At 60.5% G+C, this 24013-nt stretch carries 19 protein-coding genes and 1 other RNA gene; 9 read left to right on the forward strand and 11 right to left on the reverse strand.

Annotated elements, in window-relative coordinates:
- Positions 1-84 precede the first annotated feature (84 nt).
- Entirely contained in the window at positions 85-2223 is a 2139-nt protein-coding gene (gene ligA, locus HYPDE_RS01145; protein WP_041319731.1) for an NAD-dependent DNA ligase LigA, read from the forward strand.
- A gap of 26 nt (positions 2224-2249) precedes the next feature.
- Here ligA and HYPDE_RS01150 read toward each other — a convergent pair whose 3' ends face one another.
- The 4 genes from HYPDE_RS01150 to HYPDE_RS01165 form a co-directional block, all read right to left on the reverse strand.
- Entirely contained in the window at positions 2250-2444 is a 195-nt protein-coding gene (locus HYPDE_RS01150; protein ID WP_015596483.1) for a hypothetical protein, read from the reverse strand.
- A gap of 88 nt (positions 2445-2532) precedes the next feature.
- Positions 2533-4344 (reverse strand): aminopeptidase P family protein, encoded by a 1812-nt coding sequence (locus HYPDE_RS01155; RefSeq protein ID WP_015596484.1) that lies wholly within the window; start codon positions 4342-4344, stop codon positions 2533-2535.
- A gap of 45 nt (positions 4345-4389) precedes the next feature.
- Positions 4390-5265: a 50S ribosomal protein L11 methyltransferase gene (locus HYPDE_RS01160; RefSeq protein WP_015596485.1), complete on the reverse strand. Its 876-nt coding sequence runs from the start codon at positions 5263-5265 to the stop codon at positions 4390-4392.
- A 5-nt stretch (positions 5266-5270) separates the two neighbouring features.
- Positions 5271-6917 carry a TMEM143 family protein gene (locus HYPDE_RS01165; RefSeq protein ID WP_015596486.1) on the reverse strand — a complete coding sequence of 549 codons (1647 nt, stop codon included), beginning with the start codon at positions 6915-6917 and terminating at the stop codon, positions 5271-5273.
- 475 nt (positions 6918-7392) lie between these two features.
- On the opposite strand from HYPDE_RS01165, the gene HYPDE_RS01170 reads away from it, so the two are divergent.
- Positions 7393-8322, forward strand: a complete 930-nt coding sequence (locus HYPDE_RS01170; protein ID WP_244437750.1) for a J domain-containing protein — start codon at positions 7393-7395, stop codon at positions 8320-8322.
- A gap of 114 nt (positions 8323-8436) precedes the next feature.
- On the opposite strand, the gene HYPDE_RS01175 is transcribed toward HYPDE_RS01170, so the two are convergent.
- Together HYPDE_RS01175 and HYPDE_RS01180 are read right to left on the reverse strand one after the other, a co-directional pair.
- A complete protein-coding gene (locus HYPDE_RS01175; protein ID WP_015596488.1) occupies positions 8437-8634 on the reverse strand; it encodes a hypothetical protein in 198 nt (65 codons plus the stop codon).
- 264 nt (positions 8635-8898) lie between these two features.
- Entirely contained in the window at positions 8899-11355 is a 2457-nt protein-coding gene (locus HYPDE_RS01180) for an ATP-dependent helicase (protein WP_015596489.1), read from the reverse strand.
- Positions 11356-11590: 235 nt separating this feature from the next.
- On the opposite strand from HYPDE_RS01180, the gene HYPDE_RS01185 reads away from it, so the two are divergent.
- A complete protein-coding gene (locus tag HYPDE_RS01185; protein WP_041320712.1) occupies positions 11591-15589 on the forward strand; it encodes an AsmA family protein in 3999 nt (1332 codons plus the stop codon).
- 15 nt (positions 15590-15604) lie between these two features.
- On the opposite strand, the gene HYPDE_RS01190 is transcribed toward HYPDE_RS01185, so the two are convergent.
- The 5 genes from HYPDE_RS01190 to ssrA all read right to left on the reverse strand — a co-directional run bounded on the left by HYPDE_RS01190 (position 15605) and on the right by ssrA (position 19049).
- Positions 15605-15835, reverse strand: a complete 231-nt coding sequence (locus HYPDE_RS01190; protein WP_015596491.1) for a ribbon-helix-helix domain-containing protein — start codon at positions 15833-15835, stop codon at positions 15605-15607.
- Positions 15835-16059 (reverse strand): DUF4169 family protein, encoded by a 225-nt coding sequence (locus HYPDE_RS01195; RefSeq protein WP_015596492.1) that lies wholly within the window; start codon positions 16057-16059, stop codon positions 15835-15837. Before HYPDE_RS01195 ends, HYPDE_RS01190 begins: the two co-directional genes overlap by 1 nt.
- A 111-nt stretch (positions 16060-16170) precedes the next feature.
- Positions 16171-17562, reverse strand: coding sequence for a class II fumarate hydratase (gene fumC / locus HYPDE_RS01200; RefSeq protein ID WP_015596493.1), 1392 nt, complete (start codon positions 17560-17562; stop codon positions 16171-16173).
- A gap of 328 nt (positions 17563-17890) precedes the next feature.
- On the reverse strand, positions 17891-18565 hold the full coding sequence (locus HYPDE_RS01205; protein ID WP_015596494.1) for an SspB family protein: 675 nt from the start codon (positions 18563-18565) through the stop codon (positions 17891-17893).
- A gap of 89 nt (positions 18566-18654) precedes the next feature.
- Positions 18655-19049, reverse strand: a transfer-messenger RNA (tmRNA) gene (ssrA, locus tag HYPDE_RS18585).
- Positions 19050-19128: 79 nt separating this feature from the next.
- On the opposite strand from ssrA, the gene HYPDE_RS01215 reads away from it, so the two are divergent.
- The 6 genes from HYPDE_RS01215 to HYPDE_RS01240 all read left to right on the forward strand — a co-directional run bounded on the left by HYPDE_RS01215 (position 19129) and on the right by HYPDE_RS01240 (position 23996).
- Complete coding sequence (locus tag HYPDE_RS01215) at positions 19129-19920, forward strand: CPBP family intramembrane glutamic endopeptidase (protein ID WP_051112034.1); 792 nt, start codon at positions 19129-19131, stop codon at positions 19918-19920.
- Positions 19921-19970: 50 nt separating this feature from the next.
- A complete protein-coding gene (locus HYPDE_RS01220; protein ID WP_015596497.1) occupies positions 19971-20849 on the forward strand; it encodes a thymidylate synthase in 879 nt (292 codons plus the stop codon).
- A gap of 113 nt (positions 20850-20962) precedes the next feature.
- Complete coding sequence (locus HYPDE_RS01225; RefSeq protein ID WP_015596498.1) at positions 20963-21508, forward strand: dihydrofolate reductase; 546 nt, start codon at positions 20963-20965, stop codon at positions 21506-21508.
- Between the two features lie 223 nt (positions 21509-21731).
- Positions 21732-22898, forward strand: coding sequence for an FtsH protease activity modulator HflK (hflK, locus tag HYPDE_RS01230; RefSeq protein ID WP_015596499.1), 1167 nt, complete (start codon positions 21732-21734; stop codon positions 22896-22898).
- A gap of 1 nt (position 22899) precedes the next feature.
- On the forward strand, positions 22900-23814 hold the full coding sequence (gene hflC, locus HYPDE_RS01235; protein WP_015596500.1) for a protease modulator HflC: 915 nt from the start codon (positions 22900-22902) through the stop codon (positions 23812-23814).
- Positions 23811-23996, forward strand: coding sequence for a DUF2065 domain-containing protein (locus HYPDE_RS01240; RefSeq protein ID WP_015596501.1), 186 nt, complete (start codon positions 23811-23813; stop codon positions 23994-23996). The genes hflC and HYPDE_RS01240 overlap by 4 nt, the downstream gene beginning before the upstream one ends.
- Positions 23997-24013 lie beyond the last annotated feature (17 nt).

Raw genomic sequence — 24013 nt, forward strand, 5'->3', positions numbered from 1 at the left:
TTCTCTTCTTCTTGTGCTAGATTGAAAGCGCGGCAGGAACAACCGGCCGCGCTTTCTGTTTCCCGCAGCATAGTTCCGGCGACGATGGCCAACAAAACCCACAAGCGCTCTTCTGAAACAACCCGCCCGCCTTCCCGGCGATCGGAAAGCGTCGAAGAGGAAATCGCACGGCTGTCGGCGGAAATAGAGCGCCACGATGCCCTCTATTACCGGCAGGATGCGCCGGAAATTTCCGACGCGGAATACGACGCGCTTCGCCGGCGTTTGACCGAGCTTGAAAAAGCGCATCCTGAGCTCAAGCGCGCCGGAAGCCCGAGCGAGAAAGTCGGTGCTGCTCCGGTCGCTGCCTTCGGGAAAATACATCACGATGTTCCGATGCTGTCGCTCGGCAATGCGTTTGACGATCAGGATGTCGTCGATTTCGCGCAGCGTGTGCGGCGGTTTCTGAATCTTGGCCAGAGCGACGATCTCGAGATCACGGCCGAGCCGAAGATCGACGGTCTTTCGATTTCGATCCGCTACGAAGGGGGCCGACTCGTGCAGGCCGCGACGCGCGGAGACGGCGCGGAAGGCGAGAACGTCACTGCCAATGTCAAGACGATCAAGGACATTCCGCATGTTCTCGAAGGCAAAGGCGTTGCGGATGTCATCGACATTCGCGGCGAGATTTATCTTGGGCATAAGGATTTCGAAAAGCTCAACGCGGCGCAGGCCGCGAACGGCGGTAAAGTCTTCGCCAATCCCCGCAATGCGGCGGCGGGGTCACTCCGTCAGTTGGATTCGTCAATCACGGCCCAGCGGCCGCTGCGGTTCTTCGCTTATGCGTGGGGGGCGGCTTCGAAGCTGCCGGCGGATACGCAGCGCGGTGTCGTTGCTGCCTTCAGAGAGTGGGGGCTGCCGGTCAATCCGCTGATGCGGATTACCCGACACCCCGATGAACTCCTCGCATTCTATCGGGACATCGAGAGCAAGCGCGCCAAGCTCGACTATGACATCGACGGCGTCGTCTACAAGGTGAACCGGCTCGACTATCAGGAACGGCTTGGTTTCGTGTCGCGCTCGCCGCGCTGGGCCATCGCGCACAAGTTTGCTGCGGAGCGCGCGACGACGATTCTCAACAAGATCGACATTCAGGTCGGCCGTACGGGCGCGCTGACACCGGTCGCGAAATTGGAGCCGGTGACTGTCGGTGGCGTTGTAGTCTCGAACGCGACGTTGCACAACGAGGACGAAATCGCGCGCAAAGACATTCGCGAGGGTGATACGGTCGTGGTGCAGCGCGCCGGGGACGTCATTCCGCAGGTTGTCGAGGTCCTGCTCGCTAAGCGGCCGAAGAGTTCCAAGCCATTCGTCTTTCCAACGGTATGTCCGGTGTGCGGCAGCCACGCGGTGCGCGAGGCGGATGAGGAGGGGAATGCTGCGGATGTCGTTCGGCGCTGCACGGGCGGGCTGATCTGTGCAGCGCAGGTCAAGGAACGGCTGAAGCATTTCGTCTCGCGTAACGCCTTCGACATCGAGGGGCTCGGCGGCGAAAAGATCGAGCTCTTCTTTGAGACGGGACGCATCAAGTCGGCCGCCGATATTTTCACGCTTGAAAAACGCGATAAAAAATCCGGCGAGCCGCTGACTGAGGTCCGGGGCTTCAAGGAAACGTCCGTCAACAAGCTCTTTGCTGCGATCAACGCGCGGCGCACTGTTTCGTTCGAACGATTTCTGTACGCGCTCGGTATTCGCCACATCGGGGAGACGACAGCCAAGGATCTTGCGAAGGCTTACGGAACGTTTGAAGCGCTGCGTGCAGCGGTCGATGCCGCGATTCAAGGCGGTAAAGGCAGCGAAGCCTATCAGGATATCGACAATATCGAAGGCATCGGAGAAACGGTGGTCGATGCCTTGATCGACTTCTTCAGCGAACAGCACAATCAAGAACAGCTTGACGCTTTGCTGAAGGAGGTGAACGTCACGGCGTTCAAACGCGTGCAGGTTAATTCGCCGATTACGGGCAAGACGGTCGTTTTCACTGGCACGCTGACGAAGCTGACGCGCAACGAAGCGAAAGCCCAGGCGGAGCGGCTTGGCGCGAAGGTGTCGGGGTCGGTATCGAAGAAAACGGATTATGTCGTTGCAGGGGCGGAAGCCGGGTCGAAGCTCGATGCTGCGCGTGCGCTTGGCGTAACCGTGCTCGATGAGGACGGGTGGCTTAATCTGATCGGGCAATCATAGGACTTACGAAGAACACGTCCGAGGCGTCAGCTTTCGGATAAGCTGGCGCTGATCGCGACACAGATCTCGCCGCCACGCTCAATGATTTCGACGTCGGCGGCGCCCCCTGCGGGACTTACCTGCACCGATACGACCGCTCCGTGTTTTACCGTCGCAGTAATCAGCGGCAAAAGGGCGTGCGGGAAATGTGGTGCCGCCGTGATTTCATAAATGGAAAACATGCGTGCTTCTCCTCTCATGCCGCGTTGAGGAAAGCTAGGTGAGGGTATGCTCTTGGGCTGTGCCGTCCGTAACAGTACGATCTCAGCCCTATATCGGGAGCGTAGCCTGTTTGAGCCAATCGCGCGTTGCCTGATCGAGTTGAGGCGCGAGCGTCTCAAAGACGCGCCGGTGATAGGTATGGATCCAATCGCGCTCGCCTTGATCGAGCATGTCCACCACGATCAAGCGGCGATCGATCGGAGCCAGCGTGATCGTCTCGAAGCCCATCATCTGGCGCTCGCCGTCGCCGATCTGTTCGGGCGGAGTGACGAGCACGACGTTTTCGATGCGAATGCCGTAGGCGCCGACCTTGTAGAAGCCGGGCTCGTTGGAGATCAGCATACCCGGCTGCAGAGGCGCCATGCCGCCGCGTGAGATCGACTGCGGGCCTTCATGCACGGATAGATAACTTCCGATGCCGTGCCCGGTACCGTGGTCGAAGTCTTCGCCGATAGCCCACAGAGCGCGGCGCGCGAAGGGATCGAGGTCGATGCCGCGCGTGCCTTTTGGAAAGCGCGCCGTCGCGACCGCAATGTGACCTTTGAGAACGGCTGTGAAATGCCGCTTCATGTCTTCGGTGGGTTTGCCGATGGCGACCGTGCGCGTGATGTCGGTCGTTCCATCCTGGTACTGGCCGCCGCTGTCAATCAGGAACAATTCGCCCGGCTCGATCTTGCGGTTGGTCGCTTCGGTGACGCGGTAGTGCACGATGGCGCCGTTGGGGCCTGCGCCCGAGATTGTCGCGAAACTGATTCCGCGCAGCATGTTGGTCTCGCGGCGAAACGTTTCGAGCTTCCGAACAGCAGTAATCTCGTCAAGCGTGTCGGTCGCTGCATTGTCGTCGAGCCACGCAAGAAAGCGGGCGACGGCATGGCCGTCGCGGATGTGGGCGGCACGCGCTCCGGCGATCTCCGCTTCGGTCTTGATCGCCTTCGGCAAGATGCAGGGATCCGGTCCGCGTGATATTGCGGCTGTGCCGAGCTTCATTTCGAACCAGAAGCTCGCGGTCTCGGGGTCAAGGCGAACCTTCTTCCCTTGCGCCTTGAGCGCGGCGAGGCGTCCGGCCATTGCTTTCGGCGGCAAGAGCTTTGCTACTGGCGCGACGTGAGCGCGTGTTTCCGCGTCCAGTCTTTGCGGCTCAATATAAAGCTCGGCTTTTCCGCTTGCGGGCACGACGGCAAATGCCAGCACGACCGGATTATGCGCGACGTCGCTGCCGCGGATATTGAACAGCCAGCAGATCGAATCCGGCAGCGTCAGGATTGCCGCGTGCTGGCCGTCCGTTTTCAGCCGCGCCTGAATTTCGACGAGCTTGTCGGCGGCCGAGCGGCCTGCGAGTGCGAGCGGTTGCGCGATGACGGGATTGGCGGGTGGTTTCGGACGTGCCTTGCCCCAAAGAGTGTCGATCGGGTTTTTCGCCAGCGGCTTCAGCTTGATCTTCTTTGCCGCCAGCGCCGTCTTGAGACGCGCGATTTCCGCGCCCGTGTGGTTCCAGGGATCGAAGCCGATCGTCTGGTCTTTGCCGAGGGTGCTTACGAGCCACTCGGACAATCGCGCGCGCGGTAGCAGTGAAACCTCAAAGACGGTCGTGTCCGTCTCGGCTTTCGCCTGCACGGTGTAGCGGCCGTCGATCATCAGAATTGCGGATTTCTTCGCCACGACGGCGAGGCCGGCCGATCCCGAAAATCCTGTCAGCCATTGCAAGCGCTCGGCGGAAGCGGGAACGTATTCTCCCTGATGACTGTCGGCGCGCGGGATGAGCACGGCGTCGAGCTTCGATTTCGTCATCAGCGCGCGAAGCGCCTTGACGCGCTCGGCGACGTGATCCGGTCCGGATTGCAGTTGGAATGTCTGAAACATGACGGAGGTTCTAGGCGGCTGTCGTGGCTCGGGCAACGGGCGATTTCAGCGCCGCGCGAATGTCAGGGTCGACCAGCCGGTGATCCGGTCGTGGCGCTGAAGGGCGAACCCGTGCGCACTATAGGTGGCGATGACCTCAGGCGCCTGCGGAACAAGGATGCCGGACAGCACGAGCGTGCCGCCCCTGTCAATCGGCGGCGCCAGCTGCGGCGCCAAACGGATGAGGGGGCCAGCGAGAATGTTTGCGATCAGCAGATCGAAGGGGGCGCGGCTTCGGATTTCGGGATGCGTCGTGCCGCTGGCTCGTACAACTCTAATTTGGCTTGCGACTCCGTTGAGGCGGACATTTTCTGCGGCGACCTTCACGGACTGCGCGTCCATGTCGGCGGCGACGATCCGGGCTCCCACGATCGACTTGGCGACGGCGATGGCGAGGACGCCCGATCCGCATCCAAGATCGAGAACAGAGGCGAACTTGCAGGATCGTGCCAGACGATCGATCGCCAGCAGGCAGCCGAGCGTCGTTGCGTGGTGGGCCGTTCCGAAGGCTTCGCCCGCATCGATGAGGATCGTATTCGGGCCGCGCGCAATGCGTGCGCGATCATGGCTGCCATGAATCGTGAAGCGTCCGGCGCGCACAGGCGGGAGCGCCGCTTGCGAAATCGCGACCCAGTTCAATTCCGGGACTTCCTCTGCCGAGAACTCCGGCAACGGTCCTGAGAGGAGCGGCGCAAGTTCTCCCGCGGGATCACGCTCGCCTTGGGCGGTGTCGAAATAAACTTCGATGCGCCAGCGTCCTGGGCCGTTCTCGAAAACAGTCAAGGCGTCGGGTGGCGGTTCCAGCAAATCCTGCAGGGCATTGCCGGTCGCATAGGCTTGGGCGCGATCGCTGAAATCGGCCGCGAATTTTTTGAATGTCATGGATGTCAGACTGCCGGGGGCATGGATCTTCCCTCGAATTCATAACCCTCGGCGGGAATAGGATCAGGAAGATAGTCGAGAAGCAGGTCCCATTTTTCGTCAATGTGTTTCGCGGCTTGGGCGGGCGGCAAGGCGACAAGGGTGCCGTCGGCTTTTTCGATGACGATGCCGTCGCGGATCAGCCGGTCAAGTGCATCATCGATTTCGAAATCGACTTTAACGCCGAAGGTGCGCATCAGGTAGGACTCTATCGCAAGATCGATCGAAGGAAGATCGGCGCGTGTCGACTTTTCCTTCGCGAGCACGCTGTAGAGAAGCATTTCTTCCTTCACGTCTTCCTCGGCACCACGCGCGGCGATCTTCAGGATGACGCCCCGATTGTCGGCCATCGTGTGGAAATAGAGGTTCTGCGCCATCACGACCATATAGCGCTGTTTCTGGTTGAAGAAACCCATCGCTTGCCGGAACGCGATGCCGCTCAATCCGGCGAGAGCGCCGACCGCAGCGATCGGGTTGCTGGCGAGCAGTGCGATTTTTCCTGCGGCGCCGAAGGCTCCCATGCCGAGACCGCTACCTGCTGTCACACCAAGGCGCAGTTTATCGAATGAGCGGAAGCGCACCTCGGTGTTCGGAAAAATCATCTCGACGTCGGTACGCGGGATGTTCTTGAACAATTTAAGGTAGATATTCTTATCCGAGATGCCGGGCGGCATGTGATGGCGTGCCCGTTGGACCCATTTTTCCGCGCTCGCCCGGCTGCAACGCTTTTCACGCATCACCTCTTCGACGCGCGTCTCGAACGGCTTCAACTTGAACATGATGAAAAGCCGCTGGAAGATCGGAACGTCGAACTCTTCCTTGCGCAGGAATTTCCGGACGTTGCGACGCTCATACTTCTGGTTGGAGGCGCCGCGATAATAGATCACGATCCGTTCGAACGCCTTCATGTCGACGGTCAGATCCAGGCCATAATGGCTGTCGCGCGTCAGAATCATCTCGACATCGGTTGGGTCGACCCGCTCGTAGTTGGCGCGCTGCAGGAGGCTTTCCACGCCCTCAAAGACGCGATGTTTCAGGACTTCGCGATCCTCGTCGGAGAAGCTGCGTGTCATCAGCAGGTCGCTGTCGGGAGAGAATGTTTCGTAGGTCTGCTCAAGATCGAGCAGCAGCGCGAAGTACTGCTGTTGGCGCCAATAATCGAGATAGCGGAAAAAGCGGCGCGCCTCGGCCGCCTGGCCTGCAGGCCAGAGGTAAGGCTTCGTCAGACGGTCGAGGAGGGCAAATCGAGTGACCGGGATGAAGCGCTCACGCTTGCGCTTCTCATCGGGTTGCAGAACATCGCTAATTGGCTCGGCCGCTTGTCCTTCGTGGACAGGCGCGGGTTTTGCGTCGAGGTCCGTCAGGTCATAGAGGCGCTGAAAGAGCCCCTGCTTTTGATATAGGCGGCAATTCGTAATATCTGCCGACATCAACGCAACTCCCGTCGTGTTTCCTTTATCGGACGCAATTCGACCCCTGGCCGGGTCCCACGTCTTAGCGATACGGTAAAGCTTGTCGAGCGGTCGCAAATCTTCCGCGCGCAAAGATGACCGACAGCCGCCTTGGACGAGCTTTTTTGCGACGCCGTCGAATCTCGCCCATGCGTTGCTCATGAATAGAGCACAAGCCCCCTCATATAGGAAATCAGTTCATAACTTTTGGAATTTCCACAGTGGCGCCCGCGTTACGCTAGGATCATTGTTAAGTGGGATATGTGGGGGCGTTTTTTGGGGGCTGTGCGTGATGAGGGCATTACGGGTACTAGCTTTGGTCATTTCGACCTTTGCAATGGCGGCAGCATTTCCCGCCGGCGCTGACGAACTCGTCATGCCGTTTGCGTGCACGATGGACCGGGGGACGCCTCACCTCTCAGCCGCCAGTCCAACAACCTATCAGATTATTGGCTCCCGCGAAGAAATGCCATTCTCGGCCTGTCGATCCTCGCCCAGCGGCAACTGCGAAACGATGATGGTCCACAAGTTCAGCATCGAATGCGGCGGGCAGAGGGTCGCTTGGGCCAAAGTTGCCACTGCTGGCCGTGCGGCTGGCGTCGAACTCCCGGCGCATTTGCCTTCGGGATTTGCGCCCGTGAGCCGATTCAAAGGGCGCTTCGTTTTGCCTGGCTTCGGACGCACGACGCATCTCCCGAAGGTCGAGACGCAAACGCTTTCGGCCGATAGCGTTATCGAAACGGGTTCTCTCGCTTCCAGAGCTGAGGAGCCTCACTGGGTGACGGTGATCGATCCGACAATCAAGGCTTCGGCATCTGACGGTGCATTCAAGGTTGCAGGAGTGGTCTCGACCTTACTTATTTCTCTGATGGCCGCCTGCTTATTCGTGGCGCGCCGGCGGATGCCTTTGTCCTACGATTTCGCGCAATCTTCACGTTTTTCCGAGGCATCGCCTGAGAATTTATGGTGCTTCGGTGTACGCAAGTTTGCGGCGATGGCGGGCGCATTTCGGCGCAGCTTCCCGAACTCGTTCGAGCAGAACTGGTTCGAGTCGCCGAAAAGCGGCGGCAACGGCTCCGTAGCCAGGTCATTGGATGCCGTTCAGGCCCGCATCGTCGAAACGGAACTTCTCGTTGCGACGTTGCCGTCTGATCTGCTGCTCAGGGATGTGCTGCAGACGGAGCTTGACGGCCTACGCAGTCGCGCCGCCGACGTTTCGCGCCGTGCCGATCAGATTGGCGACAAGCGCGCGAGCACGATCTTGCGCGCGATGCTCAGGGATCTCGATCGCATTACGCGCATCGTGCACGGGACTGCCCGCAAGGACAAGGCGGCCGAACCGGGGCCGGCCGATGTTCCATCGACCATCTTTGAAGCTTATCGCATTCTGGGTCTGAATCCCGAGGCGCCGCCTGCGGCAGTCAAGAAACTCGTCGATGCGCTGCGGATGTCCTGGCATCCCGACCATGCCCGGAGCGAGGCCGACCGCCGACATCGCGAGGAGCGGATCAAGCAGATCAACGCGGCGTGGGATCTGCTCAAGGCATCGCAGGTCGAGGCCGCCTGAACCAAGAAAGGCAGCCGGATCAACGAGAACGGCGCCATCTCAGAGGCGCCGTTTGAATATCCTGTTAGCTTCTTGCCGACGCGGAACTGACCGGGGCGTGGCGTGGACGATGCCCTAGGCCGAACAGCGATGGGCGACCGGAAGGTTGCGTATTTCCTCCTCGGTCAGCGGTTCTGTGTCTTGCACTACGGTCATCCGGGCCTTGGCCTTGATCTGTCCTCGCTTCGCCGCGCCGAGGCGCACTGCGAGTTGTTCATTAAGCCCACGGACGACGCCAATCTTACCTCTTAGCGGAAAGCGGTAAGTGCTCATGGATAGCTCCTCTCAAGGACTCTACCCTCCCAAACGAAGATTCCCCACTTCGGTTGCACGCCCCCGCGCTCAACCCCGTGGTTTTCTACGCAGACAACTACCCTTGACCGCCGACGGCAGAACGCGGCGCCAAAATAGCGGTCAACTGCTGATGAACCCCCACAGCTCAACGAGCGGTTAAAACGTGTCACATAAATGCGGCAACAAGAAGAAATCTGCGGCTAAAATTAGATTCGGTCTGAGCATTTCCTTATTATGAATCAGTCATATAGGGTCGACGAAGCTCGACACGACCCGTTTCGTCGTGCCGTCATCAAAATTGATTGTCAGCTTGTTGCCGTCGACAAACGTCACCGTTCCATCGCCGAACTTTTCGTGCCGGATGCGCGTGCCGTTTTTGAAGGACGCAGCGTTGGCTGTTGATGCCGCAACCAATTCGCCTTCGAGTGTGATCGGCGTTCGGGCTCGCTTTTTCGTATCGCGGCCGCTGTTCCAGGATTGCTGGGCGCGTTGCCAGCCGGGCGTCTTGTAATTTGAGCCGAATGGTTCGGAACCACCGGCGCGGTCGAAACGGCTTGGCCCGAACGGGTTGCCATAGCCATAGGTCGCGCGGCCACCGTAGGGCATCTCGCTTTCGATCACGTCGACCGTCGCCTCGGGCAGCTCGTCGACAAATCGCGACGGCAGCGCCGATTGGTAGAGGCCGTGCGTGCGCCGGTTCTGCGCGAACGAAATCTTCGCGCGGCGTTTGGCGCGCGTCAGCCCGACGTAGGCGAGGCGGCGCTCTTCTTCGAGGCCCGCCTTGCCGCTTTCATCGAGCGAGCGCTGATGCGGAAACAATCCTTCCTCCCAGCCCGGCAGGAAGACGATGCCGAATTCAAGTCCCTTGGCGGCGTGCAGCGTCATCAGCGAGACGCGGTCGCCGTCGCTGCTCTGATCGGCATCCATGACCAGCGAGACGTGCTCAAGGAACCCTTGCAGCGTTTCGAAGTCGTGCATGAATCGCACGAGTTCCTTCAAGTTTTCCAAGCGCGACTGGGCTTGCGGACTTTTGTCGGCCTGCCACATCGCGGTGTAGCCCGACTCGTCCAGCACGAGTTCCGCAAGATCAGTGTGGCGCATGTGATCGAGATTGCCGCGCCAACGCTCGAATGCCTGCATCAAGTCGGAGAGCGATTTGCGCGCCTTGCCCGAGAGTTCGTCCGTCTCGATAATCTCGCGCGCCGCCTGATAGAGCGAGGTCCCGCGGGCACGCGCAAGCTCATGGATGCGCTTGATGCTCGTATCGCCAAGGCCGCGTTTCGGTACGTTGACGATGCGCTCGAACTTCAGGTCGTTGGAAGGATTGGCGACGACGTCGAAATAGGCGATGGCATCCTTGATTTCCTGACGTTCATAAAAACGCGGGCCGCCAATGACGCGATACGGCAGGCCGAGCGTAATGAACCGGTCCTCGATGGCGCGCATCTGGGACGATGCGCGCACGAGAATGGCGATATCGTTCAGTTTTTCGTGGGCGCGCTGGAATTGCTCGATGTCTTCGCCAATGGCGCGCGCCTCGGCTTCATCGTCCCAAAAGTTCGCGACCGCAATCTTGGAACCGGCGGAGCCATCGGTAAACAGAGTCTTGCCGAGGCGGCCGGCGTTCTTGGCGATCAGCCCCGAGGCGGCGGCGAGGATGTTTGCGGTGGAGCGATAATTGCGTTCAAGCCGAATAACTTTCGCGCCGGGGAAGTCCTTTTCAAAGCGCAGGATGTTGTCGACTTCGGCGCCGCGCCAGCCATAAATCGACTGGTCGTCGTCGCCGACGCAGCAGATGTTTGGGCAACCTTGCGCCAAGAGGCGCAGCCACAGGTACTGCGCGACGTTTGTATCCTGATATTCGTCGACGAGGATGTAGCGGAACCGGCGATGATAATCGGCGAGGACATCGGGATGCTCACGGAACAGCCGCAGGCATTCGAGCAGCAGATCGCCGAAGTCGCAGGCGTTGAGGTCCTTGAGGCGGGCTTGGTAGGCGGCGTAAAGGGCGGCGCCCTTGCCAGCGGCGAAAGAGAAGGATTCGCCATCCGGCACTTTCTCCGGCGTCAGGCCGCGGTTCTTCCAGCTGTCGATGAGACCGGCGAGTTGGCGGGCGGGCCAGCGATCCTTATCGAGGCCCGCCGCCTCGATGACCTGTTTCAGGAGCCGGACCTGATCGTCGTCGTCGAGAATCGTGAAGCCCGACTTCAGGCCGACCAGTTCGGCGTGACGGCGCAGAATCTTGACGCCGATCGAATGGAACGTTCCGAGCCACGACATGCCCTCCAGCGTGCCGCCGATCAGTCCGCCGATCCGGTCGCGCATCTCGCGCGCCGCCTTGTTCGTGAACGTGACGGCCAGAATCTGCGACGGATAGGCTTTCCCGGTCGCCAGGATATGGGCGATGCGGGTCGTCAGTACACGTGTCTTTCCGGTGCCCGCTCCGGCTAGAACGAGGAGGGGACCTTCTGTCGTTTCGACAGCTTTGCGCTGTTCAGGATTGAGGCCATCCAGATACGCCGGGGCGCCGTGCGCAGCCCGAATTGCGCGCGCCGAGATCGATTGGATTTCCTCAGCGTTATTGTCCTGTCTGGCGGTGGCGCTTGCGGCCCCAGGAGCTTGCGGCAGATCGAACGGCGGATCGTCGTCGGCCGGCAACTCCGGGCCCGTCTCGGCGTTCGGCTTGCGAGTCGAAGTCATGCAAATTGACCTAAACCACCAAGGCTGATCCTACAACCGGCGCGTCCCGGTGCCGCGCGCCGCGGTCACAGCAATCGGCGAATCGATCACAAAATGCTCAAACGCCTGGAATGAAGCCAAATTTCGAGTTCAGAGTATCGTTGCTCCGTGCCATATAGATGTGCACGGCGACGTGTATTTCAATTTGATCGCCGGGGGTGCCCAGCATTCGTCCTGCGGGCCGCAAGAGACGTTCATGAACAACGGGCTTCTATTTTTCGGCGGGCTTCTCGTCCTCGTTCTTGCGGCGCTTTTCGCCGTGCCGACGCTTGTCGACTGGAACGGCTATCGCGGCGTCTTCGAGGAGGAGGCTTCCAAGGTTCTCGGGCGCGACGTGCGAGTCGGCGGCGCAGTCAACTTGCGGTTTCTGCCCGCACCCTACGTTCAATTCGACAAAGTGCGCATTGCCAATGTGAGCGGACAAACGGGAGAGCCGTTCGTCAGAGCCGACAGCTTCAAAATGTGGCTTTCGGGTCCGGCGTTGCTGCGCGGCGTTCTGGAAGCAAGTGAAATTGAGCTGAACAAGCCGGTGTTGACGCTGGCGGTCGATAAATCGGGCGGCGGCAACTGGACGAACATCACGTTGCGATCCGCCGATCTGCCTTTCGTGCCGCGCGAGCTGGCGCTCAAGTCTGTCAAGCTCAGCGACGGCACCATTTCGATCTACAACGCAGCGGCGGAGCGTATCGCGCATATCGAGAATATCAATGGCGAACTCTCTGCGGACGGGTTGGCGGGACCGTTCCGCTTCAAAGGCAACGCGTCGTGGTTGGGTGCGGCACGCGACATCGCGTTCGCGACCGAGGCGCCAGCAAGTGACGGATCGTTCGGCCTTAAGGTTTCCGCGCGCTCGATAGGTTCGCCCGACGTCTACCTTCTCAACGGCCGAGTTTCCGATCTCGCCCGCAAACCGTCGTTCAAAGGCGAGTGGGCCGGCACGCTGACGATGCCGGCCGACAAAGCGCCGGCACATGCGGGCAAGGACGACACGACGCTTCTCGATCTCAAAGCCGAAGTTTCTGGCGACACGTCGGGCGCGAAATTCGACGATATCACGCTGTCGCTCAACAGTGCAGCGTTACCCCAGATGATTACCGGGTCAGCAGTCGCGACGTGGATGACACCACCGCGCCTCGATCTGACGCTCGCGTCCAAGTGGCTTGATATCGATCGGTTGGCGGGAGCAGGTCAAGGCAGCGCCTCCTTTTCGAAATTGAAGGAGTTAGGCCTCGGTCTGATGCAGTCCGTTGCGGGCGACAGCACGGCGCGCGCGAAGATCAATCTCGAACAGGTGAAAATCGGAGGCGAAACGGCGGGCGGTCTTGATATCGATGCCGATCGCACAGGCAACATCACCCACATCAAGAATTTCAACATCAGCCTGCCCGGAGGATCGCGTCTCGATCTTGCAGGCAATTTGAAGACGGACGCTGAAGGAAAGCATAGCTTTTCCGGTGACCTGTTCGTGGGTGGCACGAGTCTCGCCCGTCTCAAAGCTTGGGCCGGAAAATCCGGTGTGCCAATCGACATCACGTCGGACGGCCCGTTCTCGTTGAGCGGCAAGCTCGACATTGACGCGACGCGCTTCGCAATCGCGGATGCTTCCGGCGATATTTCGGGGCGTGCGTTTTCCGGCGATCTGACCGTTGCTCAAGGCGTCCGCTTGCGCACGGACCTGACGCTCCAGGCGGCGGAACTCGATACGAAGGAGATTTTCCCTGAAACGGCGAGCACGCTGGAAACTGCGCTTCGGAAGGCGCTGGGGCTTGTCTTGTCCGATTCTGAAAAGGGAGATGCAGCCGGGGAGCATGCTCAGGACGTGCGGCTGCGCGTCATCGCCGGGCGGTTGATCGACCACGGCAACAAGTATCGTGACGTCGATGTGACGTTCGAAACCGAGGGCAAGGAAATCCGTCTGCCGGCAGCTAAGATGACGACGGAAAGCGGGCTCAGGGTTTCACTTGAAGGGCGCGTGAAAAAGAACGACGACGGCCCGTTCGGAACGCTTGCGTATGATGTCGTCGCTCCAACGCCTGACGCAATGAGCGATCTCGTGCGCAAGAGCGGCTTGGCGCTGCAGTTTGGTGATGAGCCGTTCAAGGGGCTGAAAAGCGCGAAACTGGCGGGTCTCATAAAGCTCGGGCGACGTACTCCGTCGGCGAGCGACGTAACCTTCGACGGGACGTTGAATGGTTCCCATTTCGGCGGATCGGCGGATTTCGACGGCGGTCTCGGCGCGTGGCGCTCGCGGCCGAGCCGAGTGCAGATGACGGTCTCAGCTCCATCGTTGCAATCGTTGCTTACGATGTTGGCCCAGGATCAACGCATGCCGGAGACGGCGCCCGGGGAACCGGCAGAAGCGTCTCTGATCTCGGCTGGAACGCTGGCTTCGGGCGCCAAGGCTCGGCTGGAGATACGCGGGCACGGGCTCGACGTGGCATTCTCCGGTAGCGCCGTTTGGCCGGAGGGCTCATCTCTGGCGCTCAATGGTGCTGCTGACGTCAAGGCGGACGATCTCGCCGACGCGCTAGCGATGGCCGGGCTTTCACTGCCAGCCGGATCTACGGCGGTGGCAACGCACGGGACGCTGGACGTTATCCGCGATAAGGGGACGTGGTCGATCGCGGCACGCGATCTGATGCTTGGGACATCGACGGTTACGGCATTCCTCGACTTGAAAAACGGAGAGGACGGGCGCCGCAATATCGAAGGCAAGATCGGCGCGGATCGCGTTGCTATCGAGGCGCTGGCCGCCGCACTCACTGACAAGTCCTCTGTACCGCCGGATAGCGGCGATACGGGCGTGACCGCGGATGGTTCGGCAGCTTCGGAATGGCACTCGATCTGGCCGAGCGGACTTTTCAATTTTGCCGCCCTGAACGGGAGCGACGCCGATATTCACCTCAGCTTTGGTTCTCTCGCTCTGAGTGGCGATCTCGCAACGCGCGACGGTGAGATGAAGCTGGCGATCTCGCCGAGCAAGATCACGGTCAGCGATCTCTCGGCGGCTGCTGCCGGAGGCAAACTGAGCGGCAGCCTGCGCCTCGACAAAGCCTCCAATGGCGTGACGTTCGTCAGCCATCTGAAGCTCGATCAAGCGAAACTTTCGTCCTTCAGTCCGTCAGCACGGGGCACGGCGACATTCGAACTTAACGGCGAGGCGACAGCGCAGAGTCCCGCCGGTCTGATCGCCGTGTTGTCGGGCAAGGGGCATGTAACCCTCCAGGGTGCGACGGTTCATGGACCGGTCCCGACGGCCCTGGCAGATATCGTCGATACGGTTCTTCGCGGAAAAATGCAAAACGATCCGCGTGCCATTTCCGCAGCCCTTCTGACGTCGCTTACGACGTCAGAAGTTTCGATGGGAAATCGCGAGCTTGCGATGACGCTGGCCGATGGTTCGATAAAATTCGAAACGCTGGCGCTCGAGTCGCCGGACGGCAAACTCGAGGCGACGGCCTCCGCGGACCTGACCTCGCTCAAGGCCAGTGCGGCGCTTCAGGTAACGCCGACGCTCAAACCGCTGTCTCCGCCGGATATTGCTCTGCCCGGATGGAAGCCCCCTCCGCCTAAGGGTCCGTTGCCCCCCGCTATCGTTCTTTACGATGGTCCGCTGGACAATCTCGCTGTCGTGAAGTCGAGCGTCGATGTCGCCGACCTGCAGCGCGAGCTTTCCGTGCGGCAGGTCGAGCGCAACGTCGAAGAGTTGGAATTGTCGCGCCGGGTCGACGAAGAGCGGGCGCGGATCGAGAAGGAGCGCCGCAAGGCCCTCGATGCGCAGCGCGCCCAGGCAGCGAAGAAACAGACCGGGACGTTGCCGCCGGTCGTTCCCGAGTCTGCCGGAACGACGAATGGGGGACAGTCGGGAGCCGATCCTGTGCCGGATGCAACAGTTCCTAATCCGCCGGTGATCGTGCCTCAGGCGGACAAGCAAGACGGTTCAGATGCGACGGGTTCGGCGAGTTCCGGTACGTTGCAAGGGCAGAAGATTACGGTCGAGCCGATTCCTGACTCCGAGAGTGTTGCGGCGCAGAGCTCAGCGGGGCAGATCGACCCTGAAACGGGTTTGCCGGTTCCAGACAAGAACCAGGAAGCGACTCGATCCACGACGTCAGCTCGCCCTGCTCAACGGCCACGGGAAAAGCGCCGCACGTCATCGGACGAGGTCATGAAGCAGCTCGGTGGCTTCCAGTAAGCCTTTTCGTAGTGCCTATTCCGCCAGCTTTTCTGCGGCGCGCGATTCAAGGCGCTTCAATATCCATACGCGGACGGCGCTCGATAAGCCGGCGCTGCCGCGTTCCTTGTCGATCGCACTGATCAAACCGGCGAGCGTCAGGCCATCCTCGGCGGCCGCTGCCTTCAGCGCAGACCAGAATGCTGTTTCAAGCGAGATCGACGTGCGATGGCCCTGGATCGAAAACGAACGCTTCTCAGGTCGCATCAGGAGGCATTGCTAGGGCCGGTGTCATCGTCATCGACGATACCGTCGGACTCGCGTCGCGACGCGTCGAGATCGCTCTGCCACTTACGGTTTCTTGTCTCGAACAAATTGCGCTCGGATTTCGTCTGTCCGTATTTGAGCCGGTTCTCCTGCGCGTCCCTCTCGCGGTTGGCGCGCTCGCGGGCTTTACGGACCTTATTGAGATTGACGATCTCTGCGGTCATAAAATGCACTCCGCCACGAATGCCAAAGCGGCACTCTCAACTTCATGTATTTTATGTGCAGTAATGCGAAGGCGTCAAACGCTTGCTGCTTTCGCCGAGCGCAATCGATCCCTAGTCCGGAGAAATCATCTTCTCGGGGCGCACGATCTCGTCGAACTCTTTGTCCGTGACGTAGCCGCCGCCGACCGCCTCATCGCGCAGCGTCGTGCCTTTCTTATGCGCGGTCTTGGCGATCTTGGCGGCGTTGTCGTAGCCGATCTTCGGCGCGAGCGCGGTCACAAGCATTAACGAGCGTTCGAGTCCTGCCTTGATGTTGTCCTCGCGCGGTTCGATGCCGACGACGCAGTTGTCGGTGAACGAAATTGCAGCGTCCGCGAGCAAGCGCACGGACTGCAGGAAATTATAGGCCATCACGGGGTTGTAGACGTTGAGTTCGAAATGGCCCTGGCTCCCGGCGAACGACAGCGCCGCCTGGTTGCCGAAGATCTGGACACAGACCTGCGTCAGCGCTTCGCACTGGGTCGGGTTGACCTTGCCAGGCATGATCGAGGAGCCCGGCTCGTTTTCGGGAAGCGCAAGCTCGCCCAATCCCGAGCGCGGGCCCGAGCCGAGTAGCCGGATGTCATTGGCGATCTTGAACAGCGACACGGCAACGGTGTTGATGGCGCCGTGCGAAAAGACCATCGCGTCGTGAGCCGCGAGGGCCTCGAACTTGTTCGGCGCGGACTTGAATGGCAGGTGCGTGATCGAGGCGATACGCGCCGCAATCATCTCGGCAAAGCCTTTCGGCGCGTTGAGTCCGGTTCCGACGGCGGTGCCGCCCTGGGCGAGCTGCATCAGGGCGGGCAGCGTGGATTCGATGCGGGCGATGCCGTTGTCGACCTGCTGGGCGTAGCCCGAGAATTCCTGGCCGAGCGTCAGCGGCGTCGCGTCCTGGGTGTGCGTGCGTCCGATCTTGATGATGTGCGACCACGCTTCGGCCTTCTCGTGCAATGCCTTGTGAAGCTTGCGTAGCGCCGGAAGCAGGCGATGAACGACTTCCTCCGAGCACGCGACATGCATCGCGGTTGGGTAGGTATCGTTCGACGACTGGCTCATATTGACGTGGTCGTTGGGATGGACGGGCTTTTTCGAACCCATCTCGCCGCCAAGCATCTCGATGGCGCGGTTCGAGATGACCTCGTTGGCATTCATGTTCGATTGCGTGCCGGAGCCTGTCTGCCAAACGACGAGCGGGAAGTGATCGTCGAGCTTGCCGTCCATCACCTCCTGCGCGGCCTTGATGATGGTTTCGCCGATCTTGGGGTCAAGCCGGCCGAGCGCCATGTTCGTTTCGGCGGCGGCGCGCTTGATGACACCGAGAGCGCGAACGATCGCGGCAGGCTGCTTCTCCCAGCCGATCTTGAAATTGCCAAGGCTGCGCTGGGCTTGTGCGCCCCAATATCGATCTGAGGCAACCTCGATCGGGCCAAAGGTATCGGTTTCAGTGCGCGTCTTGGTCATCTGTGCTCGGTTCCGGCGATGTTCGTGAATGTAATTTTGCTGCTTCGTCGCGCATGGGGCGCGGTTTGTCGAGGGTTTTCATGTCTCGCCTGCCATCCTCGGCCGAGCGCGGCTGAGTCGCGTTGAAGGCGGGGGATCTAGCGTAAGAGTCGTCGTAGACCCAAAAATAACAAGCCTCCGGCAGTTTTACGGTGGATCCCCGAACGGCTCGCAAGCTCGTTCGAGTATGACGATAACGGCGCGCGTGCACGGCGGCCGGTGTGAGACGAGTTCTGCCTATTGGCTTTGGAGGCGCCCGCAGTGAACGCCCGCAGTGAAGATGAGCCGCCTACTTCTTCCTAAATTGGTCGAGGCTCAGGATTTTGGCGCCTTCGGGAGGCGGGGGCGTTTCGTCGGCGCTATCGGCGTTCTTCGCGTTCAATTCACCGGCGCGCGTGGCGGGCTCCGGCGATGGCGGCATCGCGTGAGCCGGATCGCGGCGCGTCGGCGATGTGGCGTCTTTGTCGGTGGCGCGAGGCTTGCGAGGTGCACGCGGCTTCTTCGGCGTGGGACGCGCGCTTTCGGGGCTCGCTTCGCCGATCTGATCATAAGTGGCGTCGGCCGTCAGCGCTTGGCGCGGCTCATGCATCGGCTCGTTGTCGCTGACCTCTTCGTCGAACTGCAGGCCGTAGCGAACGCTCGGATCGATGAACACCTTGATTGCCGCAAACGGCACGACGAGCCGTTCCGGAATGCCGTCGAACGTCAGCTTCACTTCGAAGCGATCATCGGAGACGATCAGGTCCCAGAAACGATGCTGGAGCACGATCGTCATTTCGCTCGGATATTTTTCTTTGAGACGCTTCGAGAGAATGACGCCCGGCGCCTGGGTCAGAAACGAGATATAGAAATGGTGCTCACCCGGAAGGCCGGACTTCACGACCTGCTGGAGAACCGCGCGAACGACTCCGCGCATCGCCTCCTGCTGCAATTTTGCGTAATCGATCGATGGCCCCGTTGCCATGCTTCAGCCTTCAAGAATGCCGTACTCTGACCGACCTCTGAAATCAGATTTGCCGCTCAGTCAAGTCCGTTTACCTATGAGCGGCGAGAAGTGGAGGGCTTCTGTTGCCCGGTGCCCTCCGAACCGCGCCTTACCCGGCTAGGGGCAAGGGCTTCAAGTTCAGGCTATTCGCACTGCATTACGCAGCGAGAGCGGCCTCAGCATAGTTGTCATTGGCAACTATTCTGTGTGACCCGATAACGGTGGTATCATGCCGGGCAAAAGCTAGGTCCTTTAGACCTTCGTCGATCCTATTTCGCCCCCATTCCTGGTTGCGCCCCGCGACTCTCCTCCGGAGAGCCGGCCGCAGGGCGCGGCAGAGAGAAATGGTGGAGGCGCCGGGTACCGCCCCCGGGTCCGATCGGCTTATTACGACCGCGTTTATCGCCATAGCTGGCAAGCCAGCCCTCTAGATATAATCATTGGCGGGCCGGAACAAAAGCGTTTCGCAAAGCTCATTCGCAAGGCCGTGAAAAACCTGTTACCGGTTGGCCGCTGTTGAACGTGAAGTGAAGCGGAAAGGCATGCGCGTGGCCGTTTCGGTCGAAGATCACGTTTCTGAGCCGGAGGCACTTTTATCGTGGAAATCGGTAACGCTGGTGCTGCTGACGGCCGCCCTTGCCGTCGTGCTCGGGACGCTGGCGGGGTACGGAGCGACGGCTCTCTTCGATGTCTGGTCACGGATCGGCGAACCCCGCGCTTTTGCCGCAGGTGAAATGGAAGCGCTGCTGACGGCGCGCGTCGCCATTTCGCTCTTTGCCTTTCAACTCGTTACCATCCTGCTGGCGCTTGTTGCCAATGCTCTTTTTGCGCGTGCCGGCGGAACTTTTCTGCCCTTCACGGTTCCTCGGGGCGGCATCAAAACGTTCGCGTTGGCGACAGTCGGGCTGATCGTGCTTGCGTTTATTTACGGCGGATGTGTCTTCGCGTTGGACAGGGAGGCATTCCAACACGACATCAACCCGTTCGCCGATCTGATGCTGGCAAGGACGTGGTGGCTCGTGCTGATTGCGGCCGGTATTGGAGCACCAATTGCCGAGGAATGCCTGTTTCGCGGATTGATTTACGGAGCGCTGAGGCGGACGCCTCTCGGCATTGCCGGAGCCGCAGCGGCGACCGCGATCATGTGGGCGTTTCTGCACGCTAGTTATTCGATTTACGGGATTGCGGCGATCACGCTCATCGGAATTTATCTGGCATTGGTGCGCGAGCGGACGGGGTCGCTTTTGACGCCGATCATCTGTCATGGCGTTTACAACTCGTTGATCGTGCTCATTCTGGCGTTTGCGCCCAACAGCTCGCTTGTCGCTGGATAGCCAATGGCGGGTGGCTGAAGGCTGACCAGAATCGCGCTAGGGCTTCTCTTATGCAGCAATATCTCGACTTACTGCGCCGCGTGCGCACCGAAGGCGTGAAAAAGACCGACCGCACGGGAACGGGCACGTTGTCCGTTTTCGGGCATCAGATGCGGTTCAACCTTAGCGACGGTTTTCCGCTGGTCACGACGAAGAAGCTGCACGTCAAATCGATCATTCATGAGTTGCTTTGGTTTCTTACGGGCGATACCGACATCAGTTATCTTCTCGCAAATGATGTGCACATTTGGGATGAGTGGGCTTGGGAAGAATTTCTTGACCCGAGCGACCCTCGCTACAGCCAAGCACCGATACGAATGCTAGGTCCCGTCTACGGGAAGCAATGGCGAAGTTGGGAAAGGCCAAAACGCGAATGGGACCCGGAACCTGATGACCCCGGCGAGAAGCCTAGATACACCATTGATCAAATCAGCGACGCAGTTAACCTGATAAAAAAGGATCCTGACAGCAGGCGCATCATTGTATCGGCGTGGAATCCAGCCGATGTCCCAGACATGGCTTTGGCGCCATGTCACTGTCTGTTTCAGTTCTATGTCGCGGACGGAAAGCTCTCGTGTCAGCTCTATCAGCGGTCGGGTGATGTTTTCCTCGGCGTGCCGTTCAACATCGCCAGCTACGCGCTGCTGACGATGATGATGGCGCAAGTGACGGGGCTCGGGCTCGGCGAATTCGTTCACTCGTTCGGCGATGCGCATCTTTATCTCAATCATCTCGAGCAGGCCGACGTGCAGCTTTCGCGCACGCCAAGGCCGCCGCCGACCATGCGCATCAAACAGCGCGGGCAGTCGATTTTTAATTTCAAGTACGAGGATTTCAGCCTCGAAGGTTACGATCCCTGGCCGCACATCAAGGCGCCCGTGGCGGTTTAAGTCGCCTGTACGCAGCGCTCCCGCTTGGGCGGCCCTAACGTACCGAGGTTCATTTCGCAACGCAAAGCGAAGACCTATTTGCTTCTCACGCATACCGTTGCTATCGGTCAGCCATGAACGACTTGCCCATTTCCCTGATTGTCGCCGTTTCGGAAAACGGTGTCATTGGCTGCGAGGGCGCCTTGCCCTGGCGGCTCTCGTCCGATCTCAAAGTGTTCCGTAGGCTGACGATGGACAAACCCGTCATCATGGGCCGGCGGACATTCCAGTCGATCGGCAAGGCCCTCGATGGCCGCGACAACATCGTCGTGACGCGCGATCCGGAGTTCGAGGCCGCGGATATCTCGACCTGTGAAAGCGTGACCGACGCACTGACGCTCGCGCGCATCCTTGCGACCACGCGCGGGGCCGAGGAGATCATGGTTATCGGCGGCGTCGCCGTCTTCGACGCCGCGTTTCCGGTTGCAGATCGTATCTATCTGACGCGCGTTCATGCGAACGTCGAAGGCGACCGGTATTTCCCGGCTCCAGACGAGGCGGTTTGGCAGGAAGTGGCGAAAGAAGCGCTGCCGCAGGGTCCACGCGATGAGTTTCCCTCGACATTGTTCGTTTACGAACGTCGCCAAAAGAGTGACGAAGCCGATGCCGAACGCCCTTGAAGCGCGGCCGCGACGCCCCAAATTGCGATAAGCCAAGGGGTGGGGAATTTGCGAACGAGGGAACCCTACCTTATAAGCTGCCCCGAACCTTGTTTTCTTTGCGTCCCCGAGGCTTTCGCCGTGCACGTCTCAAAGTTGTCTCCCGAGACCGACGCCGCGCCAAGGAGCCGGGAGATGGGCGCAATTTCATTCTCAGCTCAAAACACGAGAGAGGCCCTGATTTATGCCCTGGAGTAATCAAGGCGGCGGCAAAGGCAGCGGCGGCGGTGGAGGCGGACCGTGGGGAGGGGGGCCTTGGGGCTCAGGCTCTGGGGGTGGCGGCAAGGAGCCGCCCGATCTCGATGAGATTTTGCGCCGCGGCCAGGATCGCATGCGCCGGGTCATACGCGGCGGCGGCGGTGGCGGTGGCAATGGCGCCGGCGGCATCGGCGGTGGCGTTCCGAGGGCCTTCCTTTTTCTGCTTGGTCTTTTGCTGCTTGCAAGTGTCGCGTTCTACGGCTTCTTCTATCGCGTCAATCCGGACGAGCAGGGTATTGTCCTGCGCTTCGGCAAGTACGAGCGCTGGGAAGGTCCGGGTCTCCATTGGCGGTGGCCGTACCCGATCGAAGAAGTGCGGCTGCCGAAAGTCACGCAACAGCGCACCATCGAAGTCGGCAGCGCCCGCAGCACCATCGGCGCGCGCGACAGCGGCCTGATGCTGACGGGCGACGGCAGTGTCGTCGATGTCCGTTTCGTCGTGTTCTGGCGCATCAGCCCGGATAAGAGCGCGGACGGCGATACCGGCGTCGAGCAATTCCTGTTCAACATCGCGCAGCCCGAGACGACGGTGCGCGAGGTTGCCGAAAGCGCCATGCGCGAGGTCGTCGGCCAGTCCTCATTGCAGCCGCTCCTGACGGGCGGCCGGCAGCAGACGCAGGAAGAAGTTCAGAGGCTGATGCAAAAGACGCTCGACTACTACCGGGCAGGCATCAAGATCGACCAGGTGCAGCTCAAGGAGGTCGATCCGCCGGAGGAAGTCATTGGCGCGTTCCGTGAAGTCGCCGCCGCGGCTCAGGAGAAAGAGACGCTGATCAAGCAGGCGCAAACGTATGCCGATCAGGTCACGCCGAGGGCGCATGGTGAGGCGGATCGCATTGTTGCTGCCGCCGAAGGCTATCGCGACCAGACGGTCGCCGAGGCGACGGGTCAGGCGGCCCGCTTCCTCAAGGTTTATGACGAATACAAGAAGGCGCCGGACGTTACGCGAGAGCGCTTGTATCTTGAGATGCAGGAACGCGTGCTCGAGGGTGCCGACAAGATCATCATCGATCAAAAGAGCGGCCAGGGCGTCGTGCCTTATCTTCCATTAGAACAGCTTCAAAAGCGCGAACCGGCCGAAGGATCGAAATAATATGCGCGCGTTCTTCGCATTCATTTTCACGGTATTGATCCTCGCGGCTGCAGGTCTCTACGCGTCGGCGTTCGTCGTCCACCAGAACGAGCAGGCGATGGTGCTGCGCTTCGGCAAGACGCAGCAGATCGTCGAAACGCCCGGGTTGAAGTGGAAGGTTCCATTCATCGATACGGTCGAGAAATTCGATAAGCGTATTCTCGATCTCGATACGACGGAGCAGGAAGTCACCGCTTCCGATCAACAGCGGCTGATCGTCGACGCCTACGCGCGCTACCGCATCACGGACCCCCTGAAGTTCTATCAGAACGTGCGCAACGAAGAACGGGTGCGTGAAGTCGTCGGGCCTTTGATCGAGTCCGAAATTCGCCGCGTGCTCGGCTCAGCGACGCTGCAGGAGATCGTCAAGGACAAGCGCGAGCCGCTGATGAAGCAGATCGCGGCGCAGGTGAACAAGGAAGGCCGCGATTACGGCCTTGAAGTCGTCGACGTGCGCATCAAGCGCGCCGATCTGCCGAAGGTGAACCTCGTCAAGGTCTACGATCGCATGCGCGCCGATCGCGTGCGCGAGGCGACGGAGCTGAGGGCGCAGGGCGAAGCCGAAAGCAACCGCATTCGCGCCAACGCCGACAAGGCCGTGACGATCATCAAGGCGGAAGCCACGAAGAAGTCGGATGAGATCCGCGGCGACGGTGAAGCTCAGCGCAGCCGCATCTTCGCGGACGCCTTCGGGCAGGACCCCGATTTCTTCCGCTTCTACCGGTCGATGCAGGCCTACACGACGGCCATCAAGCCCGACGATACGCGCCTGCTGCTATCGCCCAGTAGCGATTTCTTCCGGTACTTCGAGGACCCTAACGGCCGTTCCAAGACGGCACCGGCGGCGGGCTCCGTTTCCGTCGCGCCGGCGCAATGAACGACCTTCTGGCCGGCCTCGGAATAGCCCTAGTCCTCGAAGGGCTGCTCTGGGCGCTTGCGCCGGACGCTGCGCGGCGTGTGGTCACGGACATCGCCAGCCGGGGAAATGCCCCTATCCAGGCTTGCGCCTTGGCGGCCATCGCCTTTGGAGTTTTCCTCGTCTGGCTCGTCCGAGGATAACCCCGAGCCGACTTGTC

It is taken from the genome of Hyphomicrobium denitrificans 1NES1 (assembly GCF_000230975.2).
Classification (GTDB): domain Bacteria; phylum Pseudomonadota; class Alphaproteobacteria; order Rhizobiales; family Hyphomicrobiaceae; genus Hyphomicrobium_B; species Hyphomicrobium_B denitrificans_A.

Bases quoted from the DNA above. Each gene is read 5' to 3' on its own strand.
- HYPDE_RS01225 (WP_015596498.1), top strand. From the start codon at position 20,963: ATGAACGACTTGCCCATTTCCCTGATTGTCGCCGTTTCGGAAAACGGT.
- fumC (WP_015596493.1), bottom strand. From the start codon at position 17,562: ATGACCAAGACGCGCACTGAAACCGATACCTTTGGCCCGATCGAGGTT.
- HYPDE_RS01185 (WP_041320712.1), top strand. From the start codon at position 11,591: ATGAACAACGGGCTTCTATTTTTCGGCGGGCTTCTCGTCCTCGTTCTT.
- ligA (WP_041319731.1), top strand. From the start codon at position 85: ATGGCCAACAAAACCCACAAGCGCTCTTCTGAAACAACCCGCCCGCCT.
- HYPDE_RS01240 (WP_015596501.1), top strand. From the start codon at position 23,811: ATGAACGACCTTCTGGCCGGCCTCGGAATAGCCCTAGTCCTCGAAGGG.
- hflC (WP_015596500.1), top strand. From the start codon at position 22,900: ATGCGCGCGTTCTTCGCATTCATTTTCACGGTATTGATCCTCGCGGCT.
- HYPDE_RS01150 (WP_015596483.1), bottom strand. From the start codon at position 2,444: ATGTTTTCCATTTATGAAATCACGGCGGCACCACATTTCCCGCACGCC.
- HYPDE_RS01205 (WP_015596494.1), bottom strand. From the start codon at position 18,565: ATGGCAACGGGGCCATCGATCGATTACGCAAAATTGCAGCAGGAGGCG.
- HYPDE_RS01155 (WP_015596484.1), bottom strand. From the start codon at position 4,344: ATGTTTCAGACATTCCAACTGCAATCCGGACCGGATCACGTCGCCGAG.
- hflK (WP_015596499.1), top strand. From the start codon at position 21,732: ATGCCCTGGAGTAATCAAGGCGGCGGCAAAGGCAGCGGCGGCGGTGGA.
- HYPDE_RS01190 (WP_015596491.1), bottom strand. From the start codon at position 15,835: ATGCGACCTGAGAAGCGTTCGTTTTCGATCCAGGGCCATCGCACGTCG.
- HYPDE_RS01220 (WP_015596497.1), top strand. From the start codon at position 19,971: ATGCAGCAATATCTCGACTTACTGCGCCGCGTGCGCACCGAAGGCGTG.
- HYPDE_RS01215 (WP_051112034.1), top strand. From the start codon at position 19,129: ATGCGCGTGGCCGTTTCGGTCGAAGATCACGTTTCTGAGCCGGAGGCA.
- HYPDE_RS01160 (WP_015596485.1), bottom strand. From the start codon at position 5,265: ATGACATTCAAAAAATTCGCGGCCGATTTCAGCGATCGCGCCCAAGCC.
- HYPDE_RS01165 (WP_015596486.1), bottom strand. From the start codon at position 6,917: ATGAGCAACGCATGGGCGAGATTCGACGGCGTCGCAAAAAAGCTCGTC.
- HYPDE_RS01180 (WP_015596489.1), bottom strand. From the start codon at position 11,355: ATGACTTCGACTCGCAAGCCGAACGCCGAGACGGGCCCGGAGTTGCCG.
- HYPDE_RS01175 (WP_015596488.1), bottom strand. From the start codon at position 8,634: ATGAGCACTTACCGCTTTCCGCTAAGAGGTAAGATTGGCGTCGTCCGT.
- HYPDE_RS01195 (WP_015596492.1), bottom strand. From the start codon at position 16,059: ATGACCGCAGAGATCGTCAATCTCAATAAGGTCCGTAAAGCCCGCGAG.